Origin of the sequence: uncultured Paraglaciecola sp., assembly GCF_937123705.1 — a bacterium.
GTDB lineage: Bacteria > Pseudomonadota > Gammaproteobacteria > Enterobacterales > Alteromonadaceae > Paraglaciecola.
The window spans coordinates 1-25407 of record NZ_CAKZKO010000138.1 but is presented as its reverse complement, the minus strand read 5'-3'; the positions used below and the strand labels follow the sequence as shown (position 1 = coordinate 25407).

At 42.4% G+C, this 25407-nt stretch carries 24 protein-coding genes; 10 read left to right on the top strand and 14 right to left on the bottom strand.

Features of this window, described 5'->3' with window-relative positions:
- Positions 1-119 precede the first annotated feature (119 nt).
- On the bottom strand, positions 120-371 hold the full coding sequence (locus tag Q0688_RS17255) for a hypothetical protein (RefSeq protein WP_299079768.1): 252 nt from the start codon (positions 369-371) through the stop codon (positions 120-122).
- 166 nt (positions 372-537) lie between these two features.
- On the opposite strand from Q0688_RS17255, the gene Q0688_RS17250 reads away from it, so the two are divergent.
- Complete coding sequence (locus tag Q0688_RS17250; protein ID WP_299079765.1) at positions 538-1098, top strand: CHRD domain-containing protein; 561 nt, start codon at positions 538-540, stop codon at positions 1096-1098.
- Positions 1099-1353: 255 nt separating this feature from the next.
- Here Q0688_RS17250 and Q0688_RS17245 read toward each other — a convergent pair whose 3' ends face one another.
- Both Q0688_RS17245 and Q0688_RS17240 read right to left on the bottom strand, forming a co-directional pair.
- Entirely contained in the window at positions 1354-2328 is a 975-nt protein-coding gene (locus tag Q0688_RS17245) for a hypothetical protein (RefSeq protein ID WP_299079762.1), read from the bottom strand.
- Entirely contained in the window at positions 2325-2780 is a 456-nt protein-coding gene (locus tag Q0688_RS17240) for a BlaI/MecI/CopY family transcriptional regulator (RefSeq protein WP_299079755.1), read from the bottom strand. The genes Q0688_RS17245 and Q0688_RS17240 overlap by 4 nt, the downstream gene beginning before the upstream one ends.
- Positions 2781-2877: 97 nt before the next feature.
- Here Q0688_RS17240 and Q0688_RS17235 point away from each other — a divergent pair, with 97 nt between their 5' ends.
- The gene (locus Q0688_RS17235; protein WP_299079752.1) at positions 2878-5031 is read left to right on the top strand and encodes a TonB-dependent receptor; all 2154 of its coding nucleotides are present in this window, start codon (positions 2878-2880) and stop codon (positions 5029-5031) included.
- A 139-nt stretch (positions 5032-5170) separates the two neighbouring features.
- Here Q0688_RS17235 and Q0688_RS17230 read toward each other — a convergent pair whose 3' ends face one another.
- The 9 genes from Q0688_RS17230 to Q0688_RS17190 form a co-directional block, all read right to left on the bottom strand.
- A complete protein-coding gene (locus Q0688_RS17230) occupies positions 5171-6577 on the bottom strand; it encodes a M20/M25/M40 family metallo-hydrolase (RefSeq protein WP_299079749.1) in 1407 nt (468 codons plus the stop codon).
- Positions 6578-6668: 91 nt separating this feature from the next.
- Positions 6669-6869, bottom strand: coding sequence for a helix-turn-helix transcriptional regulator (locus tag Q0688_RS17225; RefSeq protein ID WP_299079746.1), 201 nt, complete (start codon positions 6867-6869; stop codon positions 6669-6671).
- Entirely contained in the window at positions 6866-7288 is a 423-nt protein-coding gene (locus tag Q0688_RS17220; protein ID WP_299079743.1) for a hypothetical protein, read from the bottom strand. The genes Q0688_RS17225 and Q0688_RS17220 overlap by 4 nt, the downstream gene beginning before the upstream one ends.
- A gap of 109 nt (positions 7289-7397) precedes the next feature.
- Positions 7398-8537 (bottom strand): carboxynorspermidine decarboxylase, encoded by a 1140-nt coding sequence (gene nspC, locus Q0688_RS17215; protein ID WP_299079738.1) that lies wholly within the window; start codon positions 8535-8537, stop codon positions 7398-7400.
- A 157-nt stretch (positions 8538-8694) separates the two neighbouring features.
- The gene (locus tag Q0688_RS17210; RefSeq protein WP_299079735.1) at positions 8695-9894 is read right to left on the bottom strand and encodes a saccharopine dehydrogenase family protein; all 1200 of its coding nucleotides are present in this window, start codon (positions 9892-9894) and stop codon (positions 8695-8697) included.
- A 293-nt stretch (positions 9895-10187) separates the two neighbouring features.
- A complete protein-coding gene (gene pnuC, locus Q0688_RS17205) occupies positions 10188-10808 on the bottom strand; it encodes a nicotinamide riboside transporter PnuC (RefSeq protein ID WP_299080434.1) in 621 nt (206 codons plus the stop codon).
- A 38-nt stretch (positions 10809-10846) separates the two neighbouring features.
- The gene (locus Q0688_RS17200) at positions 10847-11761 is read right to left on the bottom strand and encodes a 1-aminocyclopropane-1-carboxylate deaminase/D-cysteine desulfhydrase (RefSeq protein ID WP_299079732.1); all 915 of its coding nucleotides are present in this window, start codon (positions 11759-11761) and stop codon (positions 10847-10849) included.
- Entirely contained in the window at positions 11758-13113 is a 1356-nt protein-coding gene (locus Q0688_RS17195) for a sigma-54 dependent transcriptional regulator (RefSeq protein ID WP_299079729.1), read from the bottom strand. The genes Q0688_RS17200 and Q0688_RS17195 overlap by 4 nt, the downstream gene beginning before the upstream one ends.
- Positions 13106-14593: a HAMP domain-containing sensor histidine kinase gene (locus Q0688_RS17190; protein WP_299079727.1), complete on the bottom strand. Its 1488-nt coding sequence runs from the start codon at positions 14591-14593 to the stop codon at positions 13106-13108. The genes Q0688_RS17195 and Q0688_RS17190 overlap by 8 nt, the downstream gene beginning before the upstream one ends.
- Before the next feature lie 275 nt (positions 14594-14868).
- Here Q0688_RS17190 and Q0688_RS17185 point away from each other — a divergent pair, with 275 nt between their 5' ends.
- From Q0688_RS17185 to ung, 7 genes are all read left to right on the top strand, one after another.
- Complete coding sequence (locus Q0688_RS17185; RefSeq protein ID WP_299079725.1) at positions 14869-15429, top strand: hypothetical protein; 561 nt, start codon at positions 14869-14871, stop codon at positions 15427-15429.
- Positions 15430-15594: 165 nt separating this feature from the next.
- Positions 15595-15984 carry an MAPEG family protein gene (locus Q0688_RS17180; protein WP_299079722.1) on the top strand — a complete coding sequence of 130 codons (390 nt, stop codon included), beginning with the start codon at positions 15595-15597 and terminating at the stop codon, positions 15982-15984.
- Between the two features lie 97 nt (positions 15985-16081).
- The gene (soxR, locus tag Q0688_RS17175; protein WP_299079719.1) at positions 16082-16519 is read left to right on the top strand and encodes a redox-sensitive transcriptional activator SoxR; all 438 of its coding nucleotides are present in this window, start codon (positions 16082-16084) and stop codon (positions 16517-16519) included.
- A gap of 300 nt (positions 16520-16819) precedes the next feature.
- Positions 16820-19282 (top strand): bifunctional aspartate kinase/homoserine dehydrogenase I, encoded by a 2463-nt coding sequence (gene thrA, locus Q0688_RS17170; RefSeq protein WP_299079716.1) that lies wholly within the window; start codon positions 16820-16822, stop codon positions 19280-19282.
- On the top strand, positions 19282-20271 hold the full coding sequence (gene thrB, locus Q0688_RS17165; protein ID WP_299079713.1) for a homoserine kinase: 990 nt from the start codon (positions 19282-19284) through the stop codon (positions 20269-20271). The genes thrA and thrB overlap by 1 nt, the downstream gene beginning before the upstream one ends.
- Before the next feature lie 46 nt (positions 20272-20317).
- Complete coding sequence (gene thrC / locus Q0688_RS17160) at positions 20318-21601, top strand: threonine synthase (RefSeq protein WP_299079710.1); 1284 nt, start codon at positions 20318-20320, stop codon at positions 21599-21601.
- A gap of 10 nt (positions 21602-21611) precedes the next feature.
- On the top strand, positions 21612-22271 hold the full coding sequence (ung, locus tag Q0688_RS17155) for a uracil-DNA glycosylase (protein WP_299079707.1): 660 nt from the start codon (positions 21612-21614) through the stop codon (positions 22269-22271).
- 16 nt (positions 22272-22287) lie between these two features.
- Here ung and Q0688_RS17150 read toward each other — a convergent pair whose 3' ends face one another.
- Positions 22288-23064 (bottom strand): nitroreductase, encoded by a 777-nt coding sequence (locus tag Q0688_RS17150; RefSeq protein ID WP_299079704.1) that lies wholly within the window; start codon positions 23062-23064, stop codon positions 22288-22290.
- 154 nt (positions 23065-23218) lie between these two features.
- Between Q0688_RS17150 and Q0688_RS17145 the strand changes: the two genes are divergently transcribed.
- A complete protein-coding gene (locus tag Q0688_RS17145) occupies positions 23219-24838 on the top strand; it encodes an FMN-binding glutamate synthase family protein (RefSeq protein WP_299079701.1) in 1620 nt (539 codons plus the stop codon).
- Between the two features lie 73 nt (positions 24839-24911).
- On the opposite strand, the gene Q0688_RS17140 is transcribed toward Q0688_RS17145, so the two are convergent.
- A complete protein-coding gene (locus Q0688_RS17140) occupies positions 24912-25082 on the bottom strand; it encodes a DUF3545 family protein (protein WP_299079698.1) in 171 nt (56 codons plus the stop codon).
- Positions 25083-25407 lie beyond the last annotated feature (325 nt).

The following is a 25407-nucleotide window of genomic DNA, read 5'->3' as shown; positions in this document are numbered from 1 at the left end:
ATTGCTGAATTAATGCCTTGACCTTCTCGATTCAATTCACCGTAGTTCCCGAAGTGTTTTGATCGGGAACCCAGCGGCTTTGAGTGCTGTGGGAATCTTGTTACCTGTTCTCTGTTCAGTTAACTCAAGCCACGAATAACTTGATGTCGAAACCGCGCTTTTGCGATGTCTGGCTTGGTATGCAACACCAATAGAACAAAAATCAATTCACCTATTATTTCAAAAAGTACGCGGTAATTTTGATCTACGCGCTCTTGTATTTTAAGCACATAATCGAGTGCTTGGGTGCTAAATGGGTACATGTGTGGCTGTAATGCCAGCTTGTTGATATTGGTATCTATTAAGCGTTTTAGACACGCAGAGACCTGCATTGGGTCGTCGTTTATCAATCTAGAGAAAGGTAGATGACAAAGTAATCACTGCACCTAATGTTTACTCAAAATTATTTTAAGTATTGCGTCCAATTCTTATTCTGGATCGTTTAACAAATAACGACCGCTGTAAGTGTCGTTATTGACTATATTTAGGAGCTTAAAAATGAACAACATTAAATTAGCTAGTAAAGTAAGTGTCGGTTTCGCATTGTGTGCTCTAGCAGCGCCTTTTAATCTATTGGCTGGACATACTAATACGGTTTTAGAAGCCGAACTGAGAGGAAAGAATGAAGTCCCCAGTATGGCAGATGGACGAAAAAGTAAGCGCAATAAGCATGTAGGTGATAAAAATGGTAAAGGTGAAGGTTACGTATTTGGTATAGATGGTGATCCTGAAACCTTATGTTATTTACTTGAAGTTGAAAAAATTCAACTTGTTCCTGTTGGTGAAGGCATGGCCGCTCACATACATAGAGGTCCTGCCGGTGAAAATGGTCCTGTGGTAGCTGTATTGGCCGGGCCAGAAGATGGCAATGCCGCAGATTGTATCTCAGAACTTGAGGCGGGTAAGTTTCCAGACTTGTATCCTGGAATAGTGCAAGAAATTTTGAACCACCCAGAAGAGTTTTATATCAATGTGCACAACCCTGAGTTTCCATCAGGTGCTATTCGTGGTCAACTAGAGTATCAGTTAGAAGAAGATGATGATCATAGTCACGATTAAAGTTGTTTAAAATGGCCTATTAACGCTATGCACGGCCTTAGCCTTGATTAGCGTTTTGGCTAAGTTTTTGCAGTGAAAAATTCGTAAGAATTTTCATATTGAATGGCAGTGAGCCCAGAAGGTTGGCAAAACCTTCGGGTTTTTTTGTTACTCGTTTTACCTATACCTTCAGACTCGGGGTACCAATAACACTAAAGTTTTTCCAAGCTGACAAATTTTGGCGTATCCCCTAAGGCTTGGGATAGGTGTGATGAGTTACCCAATCAGTTCAAATACAAAGTGGGTGAGGTTTGATGTCACCACCACTAGGCCCATAAAATACGCAATGCTGGCTAAAGGCGCTGGTGTGATCAAATTAGTATTCTTACTCATAAGATCGGCAGGTTGACTTAAGTGGGCCTTGTCATTTTCTATTTTTGCAACAAACTCTCTTAAATCCTGAGTCATTTTATTGAGTACGATGTTAGGGATAGTCGGTTGTTGACTGCCAAACAGTTGACGAATTTCCTCAAGTGCTCGGGATCGCAATGCCGCTTGTAAATCACTAATCGCCAATCGACGAGTTCTTGCGGGCCAAAATAAACAGGCAATTTGCACTAGCTTAACTTTAAGGTTTTCAAACTGTTTAGCCTTCGCATACTCATAGGCTAAGAGTATTTTCACATCATCTATTTCAAGTGATTTTGTGATCACAGAGGATAGTATTAGTTTCGGTGAGAGCAGCCCTACATTTAATAATATAGGTTGAGGCACATTTATAATGGTCGCTTGCGATGAGTAGTTGTTTTCGGCACCTTGGCTATTCGAGAGCAAAAGTAAGCTATTTATGCGCTGTTCTAATTTTTTTTGATGACCTTTTATTAATATAAAGCAAAGCGTTACCATACCTATTGCAAAAAATGCAAAGAGTAAATTAAATAAAGTCGGGTCGATAACGGCAGGTATATGTGTTGCGCAATTGCTGCTGTGGCAATGCTCGAACACAAATGGCAGTCTGGGAGAGCGGGGCAACGACAGCCAAATTGTGACCACTATACTTGCAGACACTGCGCAAAGAGCGTGAAAAATAAGATATTGACTCTTTAAACGCTGGTTTATGGTTTTTACGTAGTTGCGATGTACAAAAAATGTACCGGCAGCTATCAACGAGCTGATTAAAAAAATGCAGCAGGCAATCACAAATAGCGAAGCCAGTTGCATCATTGCAGCGAGTAGTGCTTCACCGATCATTTGACTAAGCTAGACTGATTGATGGTTGATTCTTGCTCGAGGGCGCGTAAAACGTCCACCTGATTGTTGGTGTTTCTGGATTTTAAAAAGGTAAAAATACCCGACATAATCGCCGTATCGTCGCCCTCACCCAAAGCGTCGCTGATCTCTGCTATCAAGCTGCTCATTACTTCTTGCTTAGAATACACAGAGGTATATATGTAGGCCTTTCCTTGTTTACGACGGCTAAGCAGTCTCTTTTTCCAAAGTCTCTCAATGGTGCTTTGGATAGTATTAATACTGATCACATCTTCAGGATCTTTGGCTTGAAGCTTCAAAATGTTGAGTATGTCAGTTGCACTCAATGTCGACTCTTGGCTACGCCAAAATAAGCCTAAGGTTTCAATTTCCCGCTGACCAAGCACCGGAGCCGATAATGGCGGTTTAGCTGACGTTTTATTTTTAATGTTCATATTTTGCACCGAGCCCTTATCGGTTATCAATTTGCATGTTTAAATATACGCATGAAAGTGACTTATAGATGCAAGATTTGTTGAAAAAAGGCGAAAAATGAAGAAAAGCAATAAAGTTCCTTACAAACCGAGCAAAATATGGGTTGCTGTGTTGAGCTGTGTTTTACTGACGGCCGGATCATGCTCTGCTTTCGCCGCATCTGCTCCAGCTGCAACTTTAAGCGTTTCAACCTCACAGAATGAGCCAGCAGATGTTGCCGGAATAGAAAAAATTGAGATCCAAGGCAAAGCGGTGAGCCAAATAGGCGAGACTATTTCTGCATCAGAAGGAGTCATTGGTCAGCAAGAAATTTTAAATAGACCAATGTTACGCATTGGCGAAATTCTAGAATTAGTGCCCGGTATGGTGGTGACTCAGCATAGTGGCACAGGTAAAGCCAATCAGTATTTTTTACGAGGTTTTAATCTCGATCATGGCACCGACTTCGCGACTTTTATTGATGATATGCCGGTTAACATGCGCACTCATGGTCATGGACAAGGTTATACGGATTTAAATTTTATCATCCCAGAATCAGTCCAAACTATTACCTTTAAAAAGGGGGCCTATTATGGCCAAGTTGGTGATTTTAGTGGCGCCGGCAGTGCGGCATTTAATACCGTTAACACTCCTCAAACCACCCAATTATCTGCCACCATTGGAGAGGATGATTTCCAACGATATTTATTCGCCGGTGGCGTTGCGGTAGATGATGATCACATAAATTACGCCATTGAATACAATAGCTACGATGGGCCATGGACCGACATAGAAGAAGACCTCGACAAAACTAATGTATTGCTTAGCTACAACAGCAAACTCAAAAACGGCGAGTTAAAAGTGACCTTTATGGGCTATGACAATGCATGGAACAGTGCCGACCAAATTCCTGAGCGAGCCGTCACCGCCGGAATTATCGATGAATTAGGCTCGTTGGATACCAGTTTAGGCGGCAATAGTAGTCGATATAGCATTAATGCTCTTTGGAAAAATGAACACTTCAAGGCCTCGGGATACTTGATTGATTACGATCTGAACTTATGGTCCAACTTCACTTATTTCTTGGACAACCCCACAACCGGAGACCAGTTTGAACAAGTCGATAAACGCCAAATTTTCGGTGGTGAACTAAGCTATAGCGCATTTACAAGCTGGCAGGGGATGCCTGTTTCCAATGAGTTTGGCGTGCAGGTGAGAGTGGACGATATTGACGAAGTAGGGTTATTCCAGACTCAGCAAAGACAGCGTTTAGGCGCAATTAGAAATGATGCCGTGACGGAAAGTAGTGCTGGCATATATTGGCAGAATAATATTATTTTCAGCGATGCCATTAAAACCATCGTTAGCGCTCGTTATGATTATTTTGATTTCGATGTGAAAAGTAATATTGATAGCAATATTAATGGTATCGATTTAAGCACCAACAATGGCACTGAAGATGCCGGAAATCTGGCCCTAAAGGCCAGTGTCATTTATACCCTTAACGACAATTGGGAGGCCTATTTATCAGCGGGGCAAGGTTTCCATTCAAATGATGCACGGGGCACCATAGTGCAAGTCGACCCTAACTCCGGCGAATCCATAGCGCCAGTCGATCCTATAGTGGACTCATTCGGATACGAACTTGGGTTACGAGCAAACTTATTTGAAAGACTTAATGCATCCATGTCAATTTGGCAGCTTAATTTAGACAGCGAACTACTCTTTGTGGGTGACGCTGGTAATACTGAACCCAGTGATTCTTCGTCTCGTTACGGTGTTGAGTTAACCGGTTATTACAATATTAGCGACGCATTAACTCTCGACTTAGAATATGCCTATACCGATGCCGAGTTTGACCAACTCCCGAGTTACGCCAATCAAGTTCCTGGAGCGCTTGAGCATGTAGTACAAGCTGGCGTCAGTTATCAGCCGCAACAAGGCTGGTTTGCCAACGCCAGGCTGCGTTATTTCTCAGAACGCCCGTTAGTTGAAGATGGCAGTGTGACTTCGGATGACTCACAAATAGTGAACCTCAATATTGGCTACAAGTTTACCCAACTGACCATAAAATTGGATATTTTGAATGCTCTCGACAGCAACGACCATGACATTGACTATTATTACGCCAGCCGATTAGCCAGTGAACCCCTAGGAAGCGCAACCGAAGACTTGCATTATCATGTACTTGAACCCAGAACCCTGCGGTTGTCGGCGGTATATCGATTTTAGTGTACTACCTGTTACTCTGGATAGAGTCCTAAGATTTTAGTTTAGGTAAGCGCACCATTTGAATTCAACCTCATCAATGTGCCCCGTCCTAAACGAGTTAATGGTTAAGGACGGGGCAGTATGCTGAACTGTAAATACTTTATTTAAATGATCCCGGCCACTGGGCGGCAATGTAAGTAAAGACTGTCCAAGCGGCTAGATTTTGGCGCATATGGTCGGGATTGACCTTATCAAAAGTATCATCAGGGGTATGGTGCAAGTCGAAGTAGTCAGTGCCATCTTGCATCAAACCAAGTGCCGGAACACCCAACGCCGATAGCGGCATCATATCTGGCCCACCAGAAGTATCACCGCTGCGACGGCTAACGCCTAGTTCTCCCATAATGCCTGCCATAGTATCTACCACATGAATCGCCTTAGCCGATACGTTTTTAGAAGAGCGTAAACCATACACTGGCCCTGCTCCAAAGTCTGATTCTGAGCCAATCATATGTTTGTCGATAGTGCCGTCGGCTTCTCTGGCTTTGGCATATGCTCGTGCGCCAATAAGTCCTAACTCTTCTGCGCCCCATAAAATAACGCGAATGGTGCGGCGCGGATTAACGTCGGTGTTATTTTTAATAAAGGCAGCGGTTGCCATGGCAATAGCCACACCTGCGCCATCATCCACTGCGCCTGTGCCTAAATCCCAGCTGTCTAAATGGCCACCAATGACGACGACTTCATCAGGAAATTCGCTTCCGGTGATTTCGCCAATCACATTTTTGGTAACGATATCGCCTAAGTCTTTGGTTTGCACATTTAAACGCATTTTTGGGGTATGCCCATAACCCATTAAACGCACCAATTGGTCGGCATCTGGGTTTGAAAGCGCAACGGCGGGCACTTGGGTATAACCCATAGCGACACTAGTGGCGCCTGTGTGAGGATTACGATGATCGTCGGTGCCGATAGAGCGAATAAGTATAGCGGAAGCGCCTTTTTGCGCGGCTAATTCATGGCCTTTGGAACGGGCAATATTAGCAGGGCCATAACCCGCACCGTCTTTAAAGCGTTCCATACGGTTGCTGATAAAAGCAATTTTGCCTTGTAGGCTGCCATCTTTCGCTTTTTCTAGGTCAGCATAAGTTTCAAAGTGAGCGATGTCGGCTTCTAGGCCACCTTCTGGAGTTGATTTTGAACGACCTAGGGCGGTAATGATCATCTTTTGATACGAAGGCACTAACACTTCTGCGGTTTCAATGCCGCGCACCCAACCGTTCATTTTAACATCTTCGGTATATATCTTATCAAAACCTAAGGCTTTTAGTTTATTAACACCCCACTGGATACCGGCTTTCTCGCCAGGAGTACCAGGGTGGCGCGAGCCTACTTCTGTGGTGAGCGACCTTAATATTTCATAGGCGCTATCATCTTTGAAGGCTTTGTCGCGCAGGCTGGTTGCGGTTTCTTGGGTTTTTTCTGCCACAGGCACAAGATTGTTAGCGGCGTGAGTGGTTGCGGTAACAAGTAATGTTGCTACGGCCATCATGTTAATCAGTTTCAATGGGTGCTCCTTTTATTTTTTTAATATGATGACACGTTATGCTTTTTTAGTCAGTCGCGGGTTGTCACAAAATATTGTTAACCCGCTTAGGTTAATGCCCGTCTTCATCTATAAAAACGTCTTCAACCGTTAATTTAAATAGTCGGGCAATTTTAAACGCCAGAGGTAAGCTAGGATCGAATTTGCCTTTTTCGATGGCATTGGCGGTTTGTCTTGATACGTCCAGTGCACTGGCTAAGTCAGCTTGAGTCCAGTCTCGCTCGGCGCGCAACACTTTTAGACGATTTTTCATTGGTATTTCCTTTGGCCAATAAAAGTACTGATGATGTAGGTCAGCGACATCAGAATAATAAGGTGGTTAATTTCTGGTTCGAAACTAATCAATTTTATGTCTTCTAATTGTTCGTAAGCAATGCCAGCTATCATCGTTATACCTAGGGTAATCCCCATGGCATCCATAGTGATTTTACGTTGCAATTCGTCTTGTTTAGATAAATGTTTGACGTACACCATGATCATGGTTAAGCCCAGTGCTAAGTGTGTCATCAATACAATAACCGAATAAACTGGCTGATAATCCCATATATACTCAGCGCCAAATCTTAATAAAGCGGTGCTGACTAACCAAGCCAAGGTCCAAAAAGCTAAGGGAGCTAGATGATTGTTTTTCTGTGTTGTACAGATTGATTCGGAAGGTTCAATTTTAGTCATAAGTAAAACTCTCAAGTCATAAAGTAAAATAAGCTTTACTTTGTGTCGAGTATAAAACCCTTAAGCAGAATGTCAAGGTTGTTTTACAAAAAGAATGCATGACGTGACATTAAGAGAGTTTGTTTTTAAAGTCCTCATACTCAAACTTGCGTACCAGCTCAAAACTACCATCCTTGCGAATAATGCCAATTGAAGGATGTTCAACGCCATTAAAGAAGGTGGTTTTAACCATAGTGTAGTGGATCATATCTTCAAATATAATGCGTTCACCAACTTGTAATTCATGATCAAAGCTATACAAATCAATGGCATCGCCTGCTAAACAAGAGTTGCCGCCTAATCTGTAGGTAAAGGGCTTTTCGTCTGCTTTTGCTGCGCCGCGTACCTCGGGGCGATAGGGCATTTCTAGTACATCGGGCATATGGGCGGTGGCCGAAATATCTAAAATGGCAATTTTATCTTGGTTGTCGACTATATCCACCACTTCGGCTACTAAACTGCCGGTTTCCCAAGCCACTGCCGATCCGGGCTCTAGGATCACTGTTAAATGGGGGTGCCTTGCTTTAAAGGCCTTTAAAGTGTCGATGAGATGTTTAACGTTATAACCACTGCGGGTCATTAAATGCCCGCCGCCAAAGTTAATCCATTTTAGTTGCGGCAACCATTTACCAAACTTGTCTTCGAATGCTTTGATGGTGCGCTCGGTGGCAAAAGAGTCACATTCACATAAATTGTGAATATGAAAACCTTCAATGTCGCTTAGGTCGGCGCTGTGCAAGTCTTGGGCGCGAATACCTAAGCGTGAACCGGGCGCACTGGGGTCGTACAGCTCGGTTTCGGCTTCTTGATGTTCGGGGTTCACTCTCAGCCCAGCGGATACCTTTGAGGCTAAAATTTGCTGTTTGTATCTTTGCCATTGCCCCAAACTGTTAAAAGAAATATGGTCGACCAAGTTTACCAACTCATCAATATCGGCAGGTTTAAAAGCCGGTGAATAAGCATGTACTTGTTTGCCTATTTCTTCTTTACCTAACCTCGCTTCCCATACAGCGCTGGCCGTTGATCCTTGCAAGTATTGCTTAACAAGATTAAAAGTTGACCACATGGAAAACCCTTTTAGGGCCAGAATAATTTCTACACCTGTTTCGTTTTGCACTTGTTGCATCAACTGCAAATTGGCTTCTAATTTTGCCTCTTCACACACATAACAGGGCGAAGGAATGGTTGGGTTTAGCATTGGGTTTGGCATAGTATTTTTACTAACTTTGAAGGTTCATGACTTTGCACATCCTCACAAAGTCGAATTAATGTTTTAGCTTCGAGCGGCGAGTTTCGAGCTTTAGGCACAGAAAGTTTCTGTGGTTCAATTTCTTTTTTTGCTCCTAGCTAGTAACTCGCCACTGCTTTTATTTAAACGGACTCTCGTCACATTCAATCACATGCCAAGGCAAACCATGTTTGTTTAGCATGTCCATAAATGGGTCTGGGTCGAATTGTTCCATATTCCACACGCCGGCTTTTTTCCAAGTGCCATTTAGCATTAAAGATGCGCCAATCATGGCAGGTACACCAGTAGTGTACGACACCGCTTGAGCGCCCACTTCTTCATGGCATTTTGCATGTTCGCAATTGTTGTAAATAAAGATGGTTTTTTCTTGGCCGTCTTTGATGCCTGTGATGTAAGTGCCTATGCAGGTTTGGCCGGTGTAACCATCGGCGAGTGATCCGGGATCTGGCAGTACAGCTTTTAAAAACTCTAAAGGTACAATCTGCTGACCTTGGAAATTAATTGGCTCAATGCTAGTCATGCCAATGCCTTCAAGCACTTTTAAGTGAGTCAAATAAGCATCGCCAAAAGTCATCCAAAAACGGGCACGTTTAAGGGTAGGGAAGTGTTTTACCAAAGACTCTAATTCTTCATGGAACATTAGGTATGACGCTCTGACCCCAATGTTTTGATAATCCAAGTCTTCACGCACACTTAAAGGATCGGTTTCCTTCCACTGGCCGTTTTCATAAAAACGCCCGCGCTGGGTGATTTCACGAATATTGATTTCAGGATTAAAGTTAGTGGCAAAAGCTTGACCGTGGTCGCCGCCATTGCAATCCACTATGTCGAGGTAATGAATTTCATCAAAATAATGTTTAGCCGCGTAAGCGGTATACACATTGGTCACGCCAGGATCAAAGCCGCTTCCCAAAAGGGCCATCAAACCCGCTTTTTCGAACTTTTCTTGATAAGCCCACTGCCACGAATATTCAAATTTTGCTACATCTTTAGGCTCATAGTTGGCGGTATCCATGTAGTCCACACCCGTTTCTAAACAGGCATCCATAATGGCTAAATCTTGATAAGGCAATGCAAGATTGATAACTAAATCAGGTTTAACTTGGTTGATAACTGCCACTACTTCACTGGCATGATCGGCATCCACCGCAAACACACCTTTTACTCGGTCAATACCCACTTCTTTTTGTAATGCTTCACACTTAGACACGGTGCGGCTAGCTAAATAGATTTCGTCGAAAAGCTCTGGCAAACGAGCGCATTTTTTAATGGTCACTGCGGCCACACCGCCAGCGCCAATGATCAGAACACGAGACATAAAAGGTTCCTAATGAACGAGTTAAAATATAAAGGGAGAATGCTAGCAGTAATTGGTTTTGGTGCAAGTTGAATCTTGGAAGTATGAAGGTTGTTTCACAAATCAATGGGGTCAGAGCATTTGATTCGATAGAGCGTAATTGCAGACCTAACTCAACCCCAGCATTTGCAATCGTAATTTATATTTGCTGGTAGTTGGAAGACAAACCTGAGAGATCAAATGCTCTGACCCCATTGATCAGGGTGTTAAGCTCGTCTGTCTCGAGGAGGCGCCCCAAAAATGCACATTTTTTCTCATGATGCAGTTAAATCTTGTTTATTGTTTACTTGTAAATATTGATACCACTGCCATTGGCCGATGATGGCCATTACTAAGAAGCAGGCGTAAAGTGCGGATGTGGGGAATAAGCCTTTTTGCCAGTAAATAACTATGGCTACGACATCTACTACTATCCATACCGTCCAGTTAAATAACTTTTTGTGAGATAACAACCACTGTGCCACCAAGCTGGCACAGGTGGTAAAAGCATCGGGGTAAGGCAAGCTTGCGTCTGTGTTGTGATGCATAACACTACCAAGAATTAACGTACTAATAACAATGGCAACTATCCATAGGATATATTCTTTCGATGAACCTCGTTTAACGATGACATGACCAGATTGGTCTCTGGCGTTTTTCCAAAGTAGCCATCCGTAGATTTGAAAGCCTATATAAAACACCTGTAAAGCCATGTCGGAATACAGTTTTACATCGTAGAATATCCAAGTGTAAATGCTCACTTGCACAAAACCGAAGGCAAAACACCAAATATTACCTTTGATGAGTAAATAAACGCAGATAAAACCAGCAACTGTTGCGACCCATTCCAATGGTGATGCGCCAGCAAAGCCTTGTAACCATTCTTGCAAAGTTATTGCCTGTTTAAGAAAGAGTTAGTAAAGCGATATTTGTATCATTGTGACCTTGCCCCCTGCAAGCCTCCTGTGTGTATTGCCAAAATTTTACTATCAAGGGGAAAGTGGCGTTGCTCAACTAAGGTTTTTAAGGCGAAAAATAACTTTCCGCTGTAAACGGGTTCAATTGATATGTGAGTTTGCTCATGAAATTCGTCACAAAACTGCTTTAGTTGGGTATTCGATTTAGCGTAACCACCAAAATGATGTTGGTGGTTAATTTGCCAATTAGAGTAGGTCGCTTGGTCTTGGGGTAATAGCTCGGAGACTAATTGTTCCAAGTAGTCTGCTCCTTTAAGTACGGCTATGCCCATTACTTGTGCCTTTGTTTGCTGTGTTGCTGAAATGATTCCGGCTAGTGTGCCTCCACTGCCGACAGGCATTAAAATGTAGTCATATTCAGTTTGCAGTTCGCTGATGATTTCGGTTACGCCAGTCATCGCATGTTGCCAAGAGCCACCTTCGGGAATAACCATGGCGTTGGGATTTTGATGTTGCAAGTTTTGCAAATAATCAGCATTGCTGCGCTGTTGATAAGTGTTGCGATCAACGTATTGAATGTTGGTTTGCCAGTTAGCTAAATCTTGCAACATTGGGCTAGGATTTTTTGAGTAATCGCCGCGTACTATAGCGGTTAATCCAATATTAAGTCGCTCGCAGCAATAACCTAAAGCATGTAAGTGATTCGAAAAACCACCACCAAAACTGACGATATGTTGGGTTTGGGTATTCACCGCTTCTAAAAGTGCATATTTGAGTTTTCGCCATTTATTGCCGGAAATAATCGGATGAATTAAGTCGTCGCGTTTGATAGATATTTGCAGGTTTTCTATGCCTTGCCAGTTTGGCTGGATGCTGTGAGTCGGCGAGGGTGTTTGGATCCCAAGAAGTATCCCTAATTGTTGTGGAGTCACTTGTTTAATCCATGTTTGTCTAAGCGATATAAAAACGCTTTGTAACTCATATTTAAAAATTGTGCGGCTTTAGTGCGATTGCCTTGATGGCGTTCAAGGGCTTGTGCAAGGCATTGTTTTTCAAAGGCTTCCCAGTCCAAGCCAGATTCTGGTAGGGTAAAATTACTATTTTCATTGTTGGATGGTGTAGCGCTATTAGTGTCGTTTAACAGTTCTTGTTCGTCGTCTAACAATACAAAACGCTCGATGCGATTTGACAGCTCTCGCACATTGCCCGGCCATGGGTAATCAATCAATTGTTTAAGTGTGGATTTTTGCAATTCAGGTTGCGGTATTTGATATCGCTGGCTGCTTTTGGCTAAAAAGAAATTGATAAGGCGGGGAATGTCTTCTTGCCTTTCACGTAGAGGTGGCATAACCAAAGGCACAATGTTTAAGCGATAGAATAAGTCTTCACGGAAGCTTCCTTCAGATACCATCTGTGCTAGATCTCTGTGAGTGGCAGCTAGTACCCGCACATCTAATTGGATTTCCTGATGGCTACCTAAAGGCGTGATAGTGCCTTCTTGTAAAAATCGCAGCACTTTAGCTTGTAATGCTAAGGGTAATTCGCCGATCTCATCTAAAAATAGCGTTCCTTTATCAGCACTTTGTAGTTTACCTATTTTGTCTTGATTAGCGCCTGTGAATGCGCCTTTTAAGGCCCCAAACAGCTCTGCTTCTGCCAGTGATTCAGGAATGGCGCCGCAATTTACCGCAACAAAAGCTTGAGATTGGCGACTGGACAATTGATGTAAGGCACGAGCCGCTAGCTCTTTACCCGTGCCACTTTCACCAGTTATCAACACCATAGCATCGGTGTTAGAAACCCGCTTTATGCGATGGTAAACCTGTTGCATACAAGGCGCATTGCCCACTAAATCCACTAGTTGCTGTTGTTCTGATAACGCCTGTGTGAGCTGTTTGTTTTGGCTTCTGAGTTGCTTAGCTTTGACTATTTTGTCTATGCATAGCAATAACTCCTGACGCTGAAAAGGCTTGGCTAGATAATCGTCTGCGCCAGCATCAACGGCTTTAACCGCGTGGGCAATAGTGCCGTAAGCGGTGGCAATAGCAAATCCGAGTTCGGGTTGATTGCTGCGCACGTAGTTTAATAAGTCTAATCCACTAAGAGAGCCAAGTTTCCAGTCTGAAAATATACAATCAACCCCATGCTTTTTGACAGCAACGATTGCCTCTTCAACGCTGCTTGCGACACAGACTTGGTATGCTTCTGAATGTAAAATACCTTGTATGAGTTTGCGCTGCTGAGGGTCGTCTTCCACTACCAATATATTTATGCGGTCATTCATGGCTATGTTTCTCGGTTGTGGCACTTGAGAGTGTCAAAGTGGCAATGCAACCTTGGGGCGAGTTATCAGTGAGTGATATATCACCGTGATAATGCAAATTGCTGATGCGTTTAGCGATATATAATCCCATTCCAGCACCTTCGGGCTTATTGGTGATATGAGGTTTAAAGAGCTGAGATTTGATTTGTGGATCGATTCCTTTACCTTGGTCCAGCACACGAACTTGAATGCAATCATTTTGTTCACTAACAAATAGACTGACTGTTTGCTCAGAGCTGCTGGCTTCAACTGCGTTAACCACTAAGGTATGGATCATGGCCCGTACTTCTACTTCCGCGCCTAACATCTTGATGGTTTGAACCGATGAAAACGCAATTTTTGTGGTGCTGGTCATGCTCATTTCCAGCAGTATGTCGTTAGTCAATTGTGTTAAGTCGATAAGTTGGTCGCGCTGAATATCTTGGGTGGTCAAACTCAGCAGACTTTTAATACTGTTATCAAGATGGTTTATCTTTTGACGAACCTGAGAGGCCAACTCAAGTCGTTCATCTTGCGGCATATCGGTTTGACTGATTTGTTCTATAGCTAAACCAATGGTATTAATTGGGTTACGTAAGGTGTGTGCCAAGCCTCTTGCCACTTCGCCTAATTCAGCCAATTGTTGTTGCTGGCCAAAGCGCTTTTCTACTTCCCCTAGTTCAACCAAGCGTCGACTCATTTGATTAAAGCGTTGTAAGGTATCGCGAATTTCTTTTATTCCGCTTAAGGATACTTGGCTACCAAGATGGCCTTCTTCTAGATTGTGAAAGCCTTTGGATAAAGCTTGCAAGGGTTGGCTAATATGACTCGCCAACCAATATGCAAGCATCAATCCTAATAGCGTTAAGCCAATAGTACCTGCGATCAACCAGTTAAAGTATTGATAAATAGCAGAATCCTGCTTTCCAAATTGCACTATATGCTTGTCGATTTGGTCATTATTTGTATTGCTAATGGCAAAGGCATAAGAGTTGTTAATGGGATTAAAATGCAGGGATTGTAATTGCCCGGCTAAGCGCTCACGAAAATCTACATTTGGCATTAAAGGCGCTGACAGTATTTTTACCGTTTGGGTTTTATCGCCCGCTATAAACTGATAACCCTCGCCAAGATCTATCTTCTTTTTGGGAGTGTTTTCGATGCGAATAACCACTGACTTGGGATCCATTGGCATTGCAATATGCGTTTTATTTTCAATTATGGCTGGTGAGGCATTTTGACGAGATTCTGCAATGTGGGCAGTATCGAGTAGCAATTTTAAGGTTTGTTTTGATAAGGCACGACTTTTGTTTTCTACTTCGCTACTCATTTGTTGTTGAATGTAGTTTATAAAAAATAACTGAGTAGCAGAGAGTATCAATACAAAAACGGCAATCAACAAAAACAAATAGCGTTTTAATGACATAGCACCAAGTAAACCTAGTATTTTATAGTTAGACATATATAAACAATAATTGCGCCAAGGTGTTCAAAAGTTAAGTGTATGATTAATAATGTTAAAATAAAAACTTTGGAAAATTCTCAGAGGAAATTTCCCCATATCAGGAAATCATATCCTTATATGCAGATAAATGTTAGCTAGAACTCTTCACATTAAATCAGCAAAAATCGTTAACGGTTTGATAAATAAAGTGAAAATAAAGTTGGTACAAGACTTGATAGTTGTATAGGCGAAACATGACTAAATTGATTACCACCAAGAGTTTGGAGAATAAAATGAAGACATTAGTTAAAAATTTAATTGCGGGTTCAATAGTTGGAAGTCTAGCCTTAGTAGGTGTAGTAACAGCCGATGAAGAAATTAAGCATAAAACCATTGAAATCAAAGCGATTAAAGGAAAAGACGTAAATGTGTGGGTGGAAAATGACGGCAATAGTCAAGCTGTTATGGTCACCGCCGCAGAACTAGCAGATAGTGATTTGTTAGCCGATAAACTAGCCGATCTCGACCCAGAAACCCGCGAAACCGTAATGCAAGCATTGCAAGGTGTGAAGATGTCCCACGACGGCGAAGCCCATGTTGAAGTGGAAAAGGTGTTTGTCATGAACAAAGGTGAGGGACAAAGGGTAGAATTTATTGGCGAAGATGCGGGAAATATTGATATAGAGCTTACAGAGGGAAATGGTCATCGAATCATTAAGCATGTCATTCACGGTGATGGCGATAATAGTGTGCTGAAAGGTCATAGTGGCGTCATCACAAATATGATTGAAAGAGGGGAATTTAGTCAGGACGATTTAGATAAAATACAGGCTGCCTTAGATGCAAAGCGCTAAATAATTCAGTAGCACAAGCAGCGATGTGGTTACCAAGATAACAGACAAACGCTCCTTTTAAAGGGGCGTTTTGATTTTATATCCCAATTAAAGGTGTAGGCATCTATTGCACTTGAATCATCTTTGTTAAGGTTATAAAGATAATAACAACGAAGAGAAATCCACATGAGTATATTGTTAATCTGTTTATTTATTGCAACTGTAATGCCTATTTTGGCCAAAGCCCCCCTTGCTATGGCCCAGAATAAACAACAAGGAGGTTATGATAACCGTAACCCAAGAGAGCAGCAGGCAGCGCTTTCAGGTTTTGGCGCGAGAGCAAAAGCCGCGCACGAAAACTGTTTCGAAGCGCTGGTCATGTTTGTACCGGGTTTAATGGCTGTTATCGCAACAGGTAACACTGGGCAAACTCCACAAACTTTAGCTATCACATTTGTGGTCGCTAGGCTTTTGTATTTAGGTGCCTATTATGTCGATCAACACGTCATTCGTACGCTTTTTTGGTTTGTAGGATTTGTGTCGTCATTAGCACTTATTTGGATAGCCATTCCTTAAAATAGTTAAGCTTTATCTATACTATAAAACCTCAAGTTCACTAGAGGTGAAGTGATAGTCAAAGTATTTGTTGCTCAACTTGTTGAAGGAAAATCCATTGGAAGACGCAAATTTGTCTGTCGGCTATGTAGCAAAACGTACAGGTGTAAAAGTATCAACCCTACATTTTTACGAACAAAAAGGACTCATTAGAAGTTGGCGCAATAATGGTAATCAAAGACGTTACAAGCGCGATGTATTGCGCAGGATTTCTGTTATCAAAGCCGCTCAAAAACTGGGTTTGAGCCTGCAAAGTATTCATCAAACATTTGTAGGCATGCCCAATGAGCGCACACCCGACAGAAAAGATTGGGCTGAATTATCTAAACGTTGGCAAAAACAGTTAGACAAACAAATTAATTCCTTAGTGAACTTACGAGATTCATTAGATGGCTGTATAGGTTGTGGGTGTTTATCCATGCAAAATTGCCCAATTTACAACCCCAATGACCAACTCGCATCCCAAGGGCCTGGGCCGGTTATTTTAGATCGGTGACGGGTTTGTAACGCTACGCGTTTGTGTCAAACAACTCGTCATAGTGATGTAGGAATATAAAATAACAAAACAAATTTACTTGCCAGTTGACATCTAGATGGCTATACGGCAAATTGCGTCTATGAACAAAATTATGACGACCACCACCAGTATGATGATTATCACCTTCAATAGGGTGGTCGCTGGCTAGTGCATAACGCATTCAACAAAAAAGCCCGCAACCAAAGCGGGCTTTTTTGTTATTAGGATACCGAAAAAGTAAATAAAAACAGCAAGTTGAATTAATTGAGGAAGCAGATAATGAAAGTATTGAAGTTTGGTGGATCGTCACTTGCCGATGCAGAACGTTACTTAAGAGTGAAAGACATCAGTATTACATGTCACACCGAAAGTGGTGCTGCGGTGGTACTGTCTGCTCCCAAAGGCGTGACCAATGCTTTATCGTTATTGTGTGATGAAGCGGCATCGGGTAAAGATTATGGTGAGCTATTTGCCAAATTAAATATGGTGTTATTTGGTATTCTCGATGACCTGCAAGAAAATGTACCCAATTTTTCTCAAGCTAAACTTAGTAGCTTTATCCAAGCAACATTAAATGATTTAAATCAACATCTTGAAGGTTTTGCTTTACTGCGCTGTGCTCCCGAGCAGGTCGTTGCAAAAGTGTTAAGTGTGGGTGAATACATAAGCGTTAATATTTTTAGTGAAATATTAACGGCTTTAGGGCAGAGCAATCAGATTATTGATCCCGTCAATTATATTATCGCTGAAGGTGACTATTTAGATAGCATTGCCGATGTTGCTGCAAGTAAAGCGCGTTTTAGTGATGTAGACAGTTCAGGTAAAAATTTACTCATTATGCCTGGTTTTGTTGCGGTGAACGAAGCCGGTGAAAAAGTCACCTTAGGGCGTAATGGCTCTGATTATTCGGCGGCTATTTTGGCTGCATGTATTGATGCCGAATGTTGCGAGATTTGGACAGATGTAGACGGTGTTTATAATGCCGATCCAAACCAAGTTGATGGCGCGGTATTACTGGATAAATTGACCTATCAAGAAGCGATGGAGTTGTCGTACTTTGGTGCCAAAGTGTTGCATCCAAAGACTATTGGCCCTATTGCCCAACATCATATTCCTTGTTTAATTCGCAATACCTTAAATCCTGCGGCACCTGGCACCCTAATTAGCAATGAAGCCAGTTCTAAATGGACCAGTGTAAAGGGGATTTCGCATTTAGATGATATGACTATGTTTAACGTGGCTGGCCCAGGCATGAAAGGCATGGTGGGCATGGCGAGTCGGGTGTTTGAAATTATGTCGAATGCCAACATATCAATCAGCTTGATTACGCAGTCGTCGTCTGAATACAGCATCAGTTTTTGTATTCATAGTAAAGATGCCAGTCGCGCTCAAGATTTACTAGAAGATGCCTTTGGATTAGAGCTTAGCAATCAGTTGCTTGATCCAATTGAAGTGCGACATGAGTTAGCGATAGTCACTTTAGTAGGCGACGGTATGCGTCACTCTAAAGGCTTGGCTGCCAAGTTCTTTAGTTCCTTGTCTCAAGCAAGAGTCAATAATGTGGCTATAGCACAGGGCTCCTCTGAACGTTCCATTTCAACAGTAATTGAAGCTAGCAAAGCCAAAAAAGCGGTGAAGGTCGTGCATCAGAATTTTTTCTCTAATCTACATGCTATTGATGCATTTTTAGTAGGCTGCGGCAGTGTTGGGCAAGAATTGCTGGCTCAAATTACTCGTCAGCAAGCTTCTTTACTGTCGCAAAATATCAGCCTAAAAGTGTACGGCATTGCCAATAGTAAGAAGTTATTAGTTAAAGCCAATGGCATTGATTTAAGTGCAACATGGCAAGAAGACATGCAGCAAAGCGAAAAACAATTTTCTATTGAAAATCTGGAGCGTTTTGTTCACGACAATAGTTTGGTTAATCCGGTGATCATCGATTGCACCAGTAGCGAAGTGATTGCACAGCAATATCCGCAAATGATGCGATCTGGGTTTCATGTGGTCACGCCAAATAAAAAAGCCAATACTGCCAGCACCGAATTTTATCAGTTACTAAGGCAAACTGCGCAACAAACTAATCGACAATTTTTATATGAAACTACAGTGGGTGCGGGCTTACCGGTAATCGATAACCTACAAAATTTGTTTTATGCCGGCGATGAACTTGTACGCTTCGAAGGGATTTTATCGGGCTCCTTGTCGTTTGTATTTGGTAAGTTAGACGAAGGTTTGAGCTTATCCGAAGCCACTGAAATTGCCAAAAAGAATGGTTTTACTGAACCCGATCCTCGTGATGATTTAAGTGGTATGGATGTGGCCAGAAAACTATTGATTATGGCCCGTGAATCAGGATTAACCTTAGAATTATCCGACATCACCATAGAGCCAGTGTTACCACCTTCATTTGACGCTAGTGGTAGTATTGAAGACTTTATGAACCGTTTGCCTGAGTTGGATAGCTATTATGGTGCTAAAGTTGACGCCGCTAAAACCGCAGGTAAAGTGTTGCGTTATGTTGGTTCAATCGAACATGGTAAATGTGTGGTCAGTATTGAAGCGGTGAATGAGTCCCATCCTTTGTATATGGTGAAAGAGGGTGAGAATGCCCTAGCCATTCACAGCCATTATTATCAACCCATTCCTTACGTTATTAGAGGTTATGGTGCAGGTGCAGAAGTGACAGCGGCAGGCGTTTTTGCTGATGTGATGCGTACTATGCCTTGGAAGTTATCAGTATAATGTCAAATATTAAAAGTTCAGTATTGCGGGCCTATGCGCCAGCGTCAATAGGTAACGTTAGCTTAGGTTTTGATTTGCTCGGTGCGGCTTTAAAACCCATAGACGGCAGTTTACTAGGGGATGAAGTAGATATAGAAATAGCTCAGCAATTTAGTTTAATTGTTAAAGGTCGTTTTGCAGACAAACTACCGCCCGATCCTGCCAGTAATATTGTCACCCGTTGTTATCAGCATTTTATCGCCGAACTTGTAAAACAAGGTCATAAAAAAGAGGCGATACCGACCCTAAAAATGACCTTACATAAACATTTGCCTATAGGCAGTGGATTAGGATCAAGCGCCAGCTCTATAGTGGCGGCACTGCATGGATTGAATCAGTTTTTTGCTGAGCACTTTGGGCAAGCCCCTTTTACCGATAACCAATTGTTGTTAGTGATGGGCGAACTCGAAGGGCAAATCAGCGGCAGTGTGCACTACGATAATGTGGCGCCTTGTTTTTTAGGGGGGCTAACCTTAATGGCCGAACACCAAGAGCAAGTGGCTCTGTCATTGCCTATGTTCGAAAATTGGTATTGGGTGTCGTGTTATTCAGGTATTAGCGTGTCTACGGCGGCTGCGCGAGATATCTTACCCAAGCAAGTCTCTATGCCAGATACTATTGCCTTTGGTCGTCAATTAGCGGTGTTTACCCATGCTTTGCATTGCAAAGACGAAAAACTGGCGGCAGCCATGATGCAAGATGTCATTGCCGAACCTTATCGCAAGTCATTGTTGCCAAAGTTTGATGATTCACGGGCTTTTTCCGAGCAAAATGGGGCCCTTGCTTTTGGTATTTCTGGTTCAGGACCCACAGTATTTGCAGTATGTGATAATCTGCAAAACGCTAAAGTTATTAATCAATGGCTAAGCGAACATTATATTCAAAATGACACAGGTTTTAGCCATATTTGTCAGTTAGATAGCGGTGGCGCATCAGTCAGCCACGTTTGAATGCAATAGTATTGATTGCAACGATTACAATTAAGAAGGGTGTAAAGTGGAACTCGTAAATTTAAAAGATGCCTCCGAGCAAGTAACTTTTGCTGCAGCGGTAAAACAAGGTTTAGGCAAAAATCAAGGTCTGTTTTTCCCCAAAGTACTGCCTAAGTTTGATGATATCGATACTATTTTGGCCATGCCATTTATCGAGCGCAGCATAGAAATTTTAACGGCGCTAATTGGTGATGAGCTACCCCGCGAAACTGTTGCTGGTATTGTTAAACGCGCTTTCGAATTTGAGGCTCCTTTAGTGAAAGTGACCGACAATGTGTATAGCCTTGAACTTTTCCATGGCCCAACCTTGGCGTTCAAGGATTTCGGTGGCCGATTTATGGCTCAGTGCCTAGTGGAAATTTCTGATGGTAAGCCAATCACAATTTTAACTGCGACATCGGGTGATACCGGAGCCGCAGTGGCTCATGCTTTTCATGGTATTGATAACATCAATGTGGTGATCTTGTATCCGAAAGGTAAAATCAGTTTATTGCAGGAGAAGATGTTCACCACTCTTGGCGACAATATTCACACAGTGGCGATTGAAGATGATTTTGATGCCTGTCAGCAATTGGTGAAAAGTGCATTTGACGATCCAGATGTACGTGAAGGTTTGCACTTGAATTCAGCAAACTCTATTAATATCAGTCGCTTAGCTGCACAAGTCTGTTATTACTTTGAAGCTGTGTCGCAGCTTTCAGAAGCAGAGCGCAATGACCTAGTGATCTCCGTTCCAAGCGGAAACTTTGGTAATTTGACCGCAGGCTTAATTGCTAAAGTGATGGGTTTGCCAGTGAAGCATTTTGTCGCAGGTACTAATTTAAACGATACCGTGCCGCGCTATTTAAAAACCGGAGAGTGGTCACCTAAAGATACCGTGGCCACTTTATCTAATGCAATGGATGTGAGCCAACCAAACAATTGGCCGCGCATCGAGGCGATGATTGAGCAAGGTCTAGTCGATAAATCGTTGATTTCTGGTGACACAGTTGATGAAGAATATACCCAAGTGGCTATGCGTCAACTTGCCCAGCTAGGATACGTGAGTGAACCTCATGCCGCCATTGCTTATAAAGCCTTGGTCAGAAAAATGGAGGAAGGCCAAACCGGTATTTTCTTAGGTACAGCGCACCCTGCTAAATTTCGTGAAACCGTCGAGAATGTCTTAGGACAACCTATCAGCCTGCCTAAACCCCTAGCAGATTGCGCGGGGAAAGAAGGGTTATCAGCTGAACTACCTAACGACTATCAAGCCTTAAAAGCCCACTTATTTAGTTTGTTAGGATAGATAAACATAAATGAAAACGTGGGAAGATATTTTAGGTACTGAAAAACAACAGCCTTATTTTCAACAAATACTGCAATATATTGAGCATGAAAGGGCTGTTGGCAAAACTATTTATCCGTCTCAACAATATGTGTTTAATGCCTTTACCCTAACAGACTTTAACAAGGTAAAGGTTGTGATTTTAGGCCAAGATCCTTACCACGGCCCTAATCAAGCCCACGGCTTGAGTTTTTCGGTGTTACCTGGTGTTAAAACCCCGCCATCGTTAGTCAATATTTATAAAGAGCTAGTCACTGATATTACTGGTTTTACGGTACCTCAACATGGCTGTTTGCAACATTGGGCAGCGCAAGGCGTGTTGCTACTTAATACCGTACTAACAGTTGAACAAGGCAAGGCGCACTCTCACGCTAAGATAGGTTGGGAGCGATTTACCGATGGGGTTATTCGGCAGCTAAGTTTGCACAGTGAAAATCTAGTGTTTTTACTGTGGGGTAGCCACGCTCACAAGAAAGGCGCCGCAATTGATACCAATAAACATCATGTTTTAAGCGGCCCCCATCCCTCGCCTTTATCGGCATATAGGGGCTTTTTTGGCTGTAAACATTTCTCCCAAACCAATCAAATTTTACAGCAACAAGGTCAAACCCCCATCGATTGGCAGGTGTGAAATTAGCATTAAGAACTTACTTTTTACTAGGGATAATTAAATCACTTAGGGCAAGTTTTTCGGGGCGGTAGTCATTTACCTGTTCATCTTCTTTGGGGTAGCCTAAGGCTAAACCACAGACTAATTTGTACCCTTTAGGAATATCAAAATGCGTCTCAAGTGGCGAACGCCACATGCCTAAAGCGCCTTGTGGACAGGTGCCTAAGCCAAGATTGGTAGCTGACAACATTAAAGACTGCATCATAATGCCCGAATCCACTAACGCGGTGAATTTCATGCCCGGATGCACAAATATAAACATCGCCACGGGCGCGTCAAAAAATGTAAAGTTACGGGCTAGTTGCTCATCGCGAGCATGTTTATCGCCGCGCTCAATACCCATAGTACGATACAAACCTCTACCTGTTGCCAATCGCCGCTCTTGAAAAATACCGGGGTATTTACCTAAAATGGGTTTGTAATCGCCATCGGGCATAGCTTTGCTGGTCATGGCTTTAAGCAATTTAATAGGCAAAGGTTGGCGCTGAATTTTGTTGATTTTGCGATAACGACTAAGTAACTCCTGTCCCAACTGCTTGCATGTTTCTCCCTGTGCCACCACAATTTTATAAGGTTGAGTATTAGAGCTAGATGGAGACTCAATGGCATCGGTTAAGATATGGTTGATAGTCTTTTGACTTACTGGTTTATCGGAAAATGCGCGAATGCTGCGACGAGATGTTAATACTGCTGAGAAATCCATAAGGTAATTATTGGCCACAAATAAAAAACAAATTCTTTCACATGCTGCCATAAGTGGTCAACGTGGTGGCAACAAATTTCTTGTATGTGCCTTACCTTAATTAGTAAAAGCCTTTTCATGAAAGTAACAGACTGTTATGTTGTTATGAGCTCCAAATCTTGGAGAGAGTTGCATATTCTGAGGCAATCTACGAAAGAGGATTTGAATGAGACACATCTTTGTCATTGTTAACATAGTTACTTGGATATTCGTGTTGCTATTAAGTTATAAATGGCCAAATAGCCTGTGGTTATTTTTGATTGTGGCGCCCTTCTCCTTAGTCGGTTTATACGACATGTATCAAACTAAACATGCACTGAGGCGAAACTTTCCTGTAATTGGTCGTGGTCGATGGATTTTGGAATTTTTTCGGCCGTTTTTGCGTCAATACTTTTTCGAGTCTGAAACCGACGGGGTGCCAATCAGTCGGATGTTCAGAACAGTCATTTATCAACGAGCCAAAGCTGCGGAAGATGCTGTTCCTTACGGAACTAAGTATGACACTCAAGCTGTTGGTTACGAATGGATTGGCCACTCGTTGGCAGCAATTCACCCTGATAAAGAGACGCCAAGTCAACGTGTGAAGGTGGGAGGAAAAGCGTGCTTACAACCCTATGATGCGAGTGTTTTTAATATCTCAGCTATGAGTTATGGTGCATTAAGTAGTAACGCAATAGAAGCACTGAATAAAGGGGCAAAAGAAGGCGGATTTTATCACAACACTGGTGAAGGCAGCGTTAGCCCTTCTCATCTAAAACACGGCGGCGATTTAGTGTGGCAAATAGGTACGGGGTACTTTGGTTGTCGAACCAAAGACGGGAAATTTGATCCTAGTCGTTTCGCTAAAACCGCATCGATAGATAATATTAAGATGATTGAAATTAAGTTGTCCCAAGGTGCAAAACCGGGGCACGGAGGAATTTTACCCGCCCATAAAAATACTATTGAAATTGCGAACATTAGATTAGTGGAACCTGGAACACAAGTTGATTCACCTCCGGTACATTCAGCATTTTCAACCCCAATAGAAATGATGCATTTTATTAAAGAACTCAGGGACTTGTCTGGAGGAAAACCAATAGGTTTCAAATTATGTATTGGTCGAAAAAGTGAGTTTATTGCACTTTGCAAAGCTATGATCGAAACTAAAGTCCAACCTGATTTTATTACGGTGGATGGTGGGGAAGGGGGAACAGGTGCAGCGCCACTAGAATATTCCAATTCTGTTGGCATGCCACTGCGTGAAGCCTTGGTTTTTGTGGTCGATATACTCATTGGTTTTGGTTTGAAAAAGGAAATCAAAGTGATTGCAAGTGGAAAGACTTTTACCGGCTTTCACTTAGTAAAAAGCTTAGCGTTAGGCGCTGATATCTGCAATAGCGCCCGAGGTATGATGGTGGCGTTAGGGTGTGTTCAGTCCTTGATTTGTCATACGAATGAATGCCCAACTGGTATAGCCACGCAAAATCCGTCCTTGGCATCTGGATTAGTTGTAGGCAATAAGGCAAAGCGTGTTGCTCGATTTCACAAAGGCACAGTGCACGCCACTTTTGACTTGATTTCTTCCGCTGGTTTATCCAATCCTAATCAACTCAATCGTTCACACATTTACAGAAGAGTGAGCCAAACTGAAATAAAACGATTTGATGAGATCTACCCTAATTTGACGGAAGCTTGTTTATTGCAAGAAAGCTGCAATCCAGAGCTCTTTGCCCAAGAAATGAAAGAGTCATCGGCAGATAGCTTTATGCCGAAGGAATATGTGGTTGAGAAGCGCTTATGTTAAAACAGACGAAGCAACTGGCACTAAACTCGAAGCAAAAAAAAGCCCTAAAAATATAGGGCTTTGAATTCGGTTTTTACAAAAACTCTAATGCGTCTTCTGGTGACATTCCCAGATCCCGCAGCTCTTGCCTAAGTTGATTTCGATCATGAATGGCTTCAATTTCTCGCCATTTTCGTTTGTTCGCTTTGCTCTTTGTTGATTTGGTATTTGAATCTAAGGTAGACAATACTTCGGACTTATCCATTTTGTACTCCTTTCTTATTTTTATAGCGCAGTAATAACAACAATTCCTTTAAGCTGAAGCGATTATCGAAATAAAACAACAGCTTAAAGACTATTTACCATAGTGAGTGTTAAATTAATATAAGTTTTTTAACTTTTTATTAACAGAGAGTGAATGTTTTGTGACAAGAGGGGATTTGAGTAGCGAGCTGAAAGTATGCCTTTTGAAGTGCTATCGATCTGCGAGTGCTTTTTATTTATGCCCTAGCGGGCACTGCCCTCCGTGGCAGGTTTCACATAGAATCCCTTCTATGCGACCTACTTTTTTGCTACAGCCAAAAAAAGTA

Excerpts from the sequence above, each read along its gene's own strand:
- Q0688_RS17255 (WP_299079768.1), bottom strand. The coding sequence starts at position 371 with ATGCAGGTCTCTGCGTGTCTAAAACGCTTAATAGATACCAATATCAAC.
- Q0688_RS17250 (WP_299079765.1), top strand. The coding sequence starts at position 538 with ATGAACAACATTAAATTAGCTAGTAAAGTAAGTGTCGGTTTCGCATTG.
- Q0688_RS17245 (WP_299079762.1), bottom strand. The coding sequence starts at position 2,328 with ATGATCGGTGAAGCACTACTCGCTGCAATGATGCAACTGGCTTCGCTA.
- Q0688_RS17240 (WP_299079755.1), bottom strand. The coding sequence starts at position 2,780 with ATGAACATTAAAAATAAAACGTCAGCTAAACCGCCATTATCGGCTCCG.
- Q0688_RS17235 (WP_299079752.1), top strand. The coding sequence starts at position 2,878 with ATGAAGAAAAGCAATAAAGTTCCTTACAAACCGAGCAAAATATGGGTT.
- Q0688_RS17225 (WP_299079746.1), bottom strand. The coding sequence starts at position 6,869 with ATGAAAAATCGTCTAAAAGTGTTGCGCGCCGAGCGAGACTGGACTCAA.
- Q0688_RS17220 (WP_299079743.1), bottom strand. The coding sequence starts at position 7,288 with ATGACTAAAATTGAACCTTCCGAATCAATCTGTACAACACAGAAAAAC.
- nspC (WP_299079738.1), bottom strand. The coding sequence starts at position 8,537 with ATGCCAAACCCAATGCTAAACCCAACCATTCCTTCGCCCTGTTATGTG.
- Q0688_RS17210 (WP_299079735.1), bottom strand. The coding sequence starts at position 9,894 with ATGTCTCGTGTTCTGATCATTGGCGCTGGCGGTGTGGCCGCAGTGACC.
- Q0688_RS17195 (WP_299079729.1), bottom strand. The coding sequence starts at position 13,113 with ATGAATGACCGCATAAATATATTGGTAGTGGAAGACGACCCTCAGCAG.
- Q0688_RS17190 (WP_299079727.1), bottom strand. The coding sequence starts at position 14,593 with ATGTCTAACTATAAAATACTAGGTTTACTTGGTGCTATGTCATTAAAA.
- Q0688_RS17185 (WP_299079725.1), top strand. The coding sequence starts at position 14,869 with ATGAAGACATTAGTTAAAAATTTAATTGCGGGTTCAATAGTTGGAAGT.
- Q0688_RS17180 (WP_299079722.1), top strand. The coding sequence starts at position 15,595 with ATGAGTATATTGTTAATCTGTTTATTTATTGCAACTGTAATGCCTATT.
- thrA (WP_299079716.1), top strand. The coding sequence starts at position 16,820 with ATGAAAGTATTGAAGTTTGGTGGATCGTCACTTGCCGATGCAGAACGT.
- thrB (WP_299079713.1), top strand. The coding sequence starts at position 19,282 with ATGTCAAATATTAAAAGTTCAGTATTGCGGGCCTATGCGCCAGCGTCA.
- ung (WP_299079707.1), top strand. The coding sequence starts at position 21,612 with ATGAAAACGTGGGAAGATATTTTAGGTACTGAAAAACAACAGCCTTAT.
- Q0688_RS17150 (WP_299079704.1), bottom strand. The coding sequence starts at position 23,064 with ATGGCAGCATGTGAAAGAATTTGTTTTTTATTTGTGGCCAATAATTAC.
- Q0688_RS17145 (WP_299079701.1), top strand. The coding sequence starts at position 23,219 with ATGAGACACATCTTTGTCATTGTTAACATAGTTACTTGGATATTCGTG.
- Q0688_RS17140 (WP_299079698.1), bottom strand. The coding sequence starts at position 25,082 with ATGGATAAGTCCGAAGTATTGTCTACCTTAGATTCAAATACCAAATCA.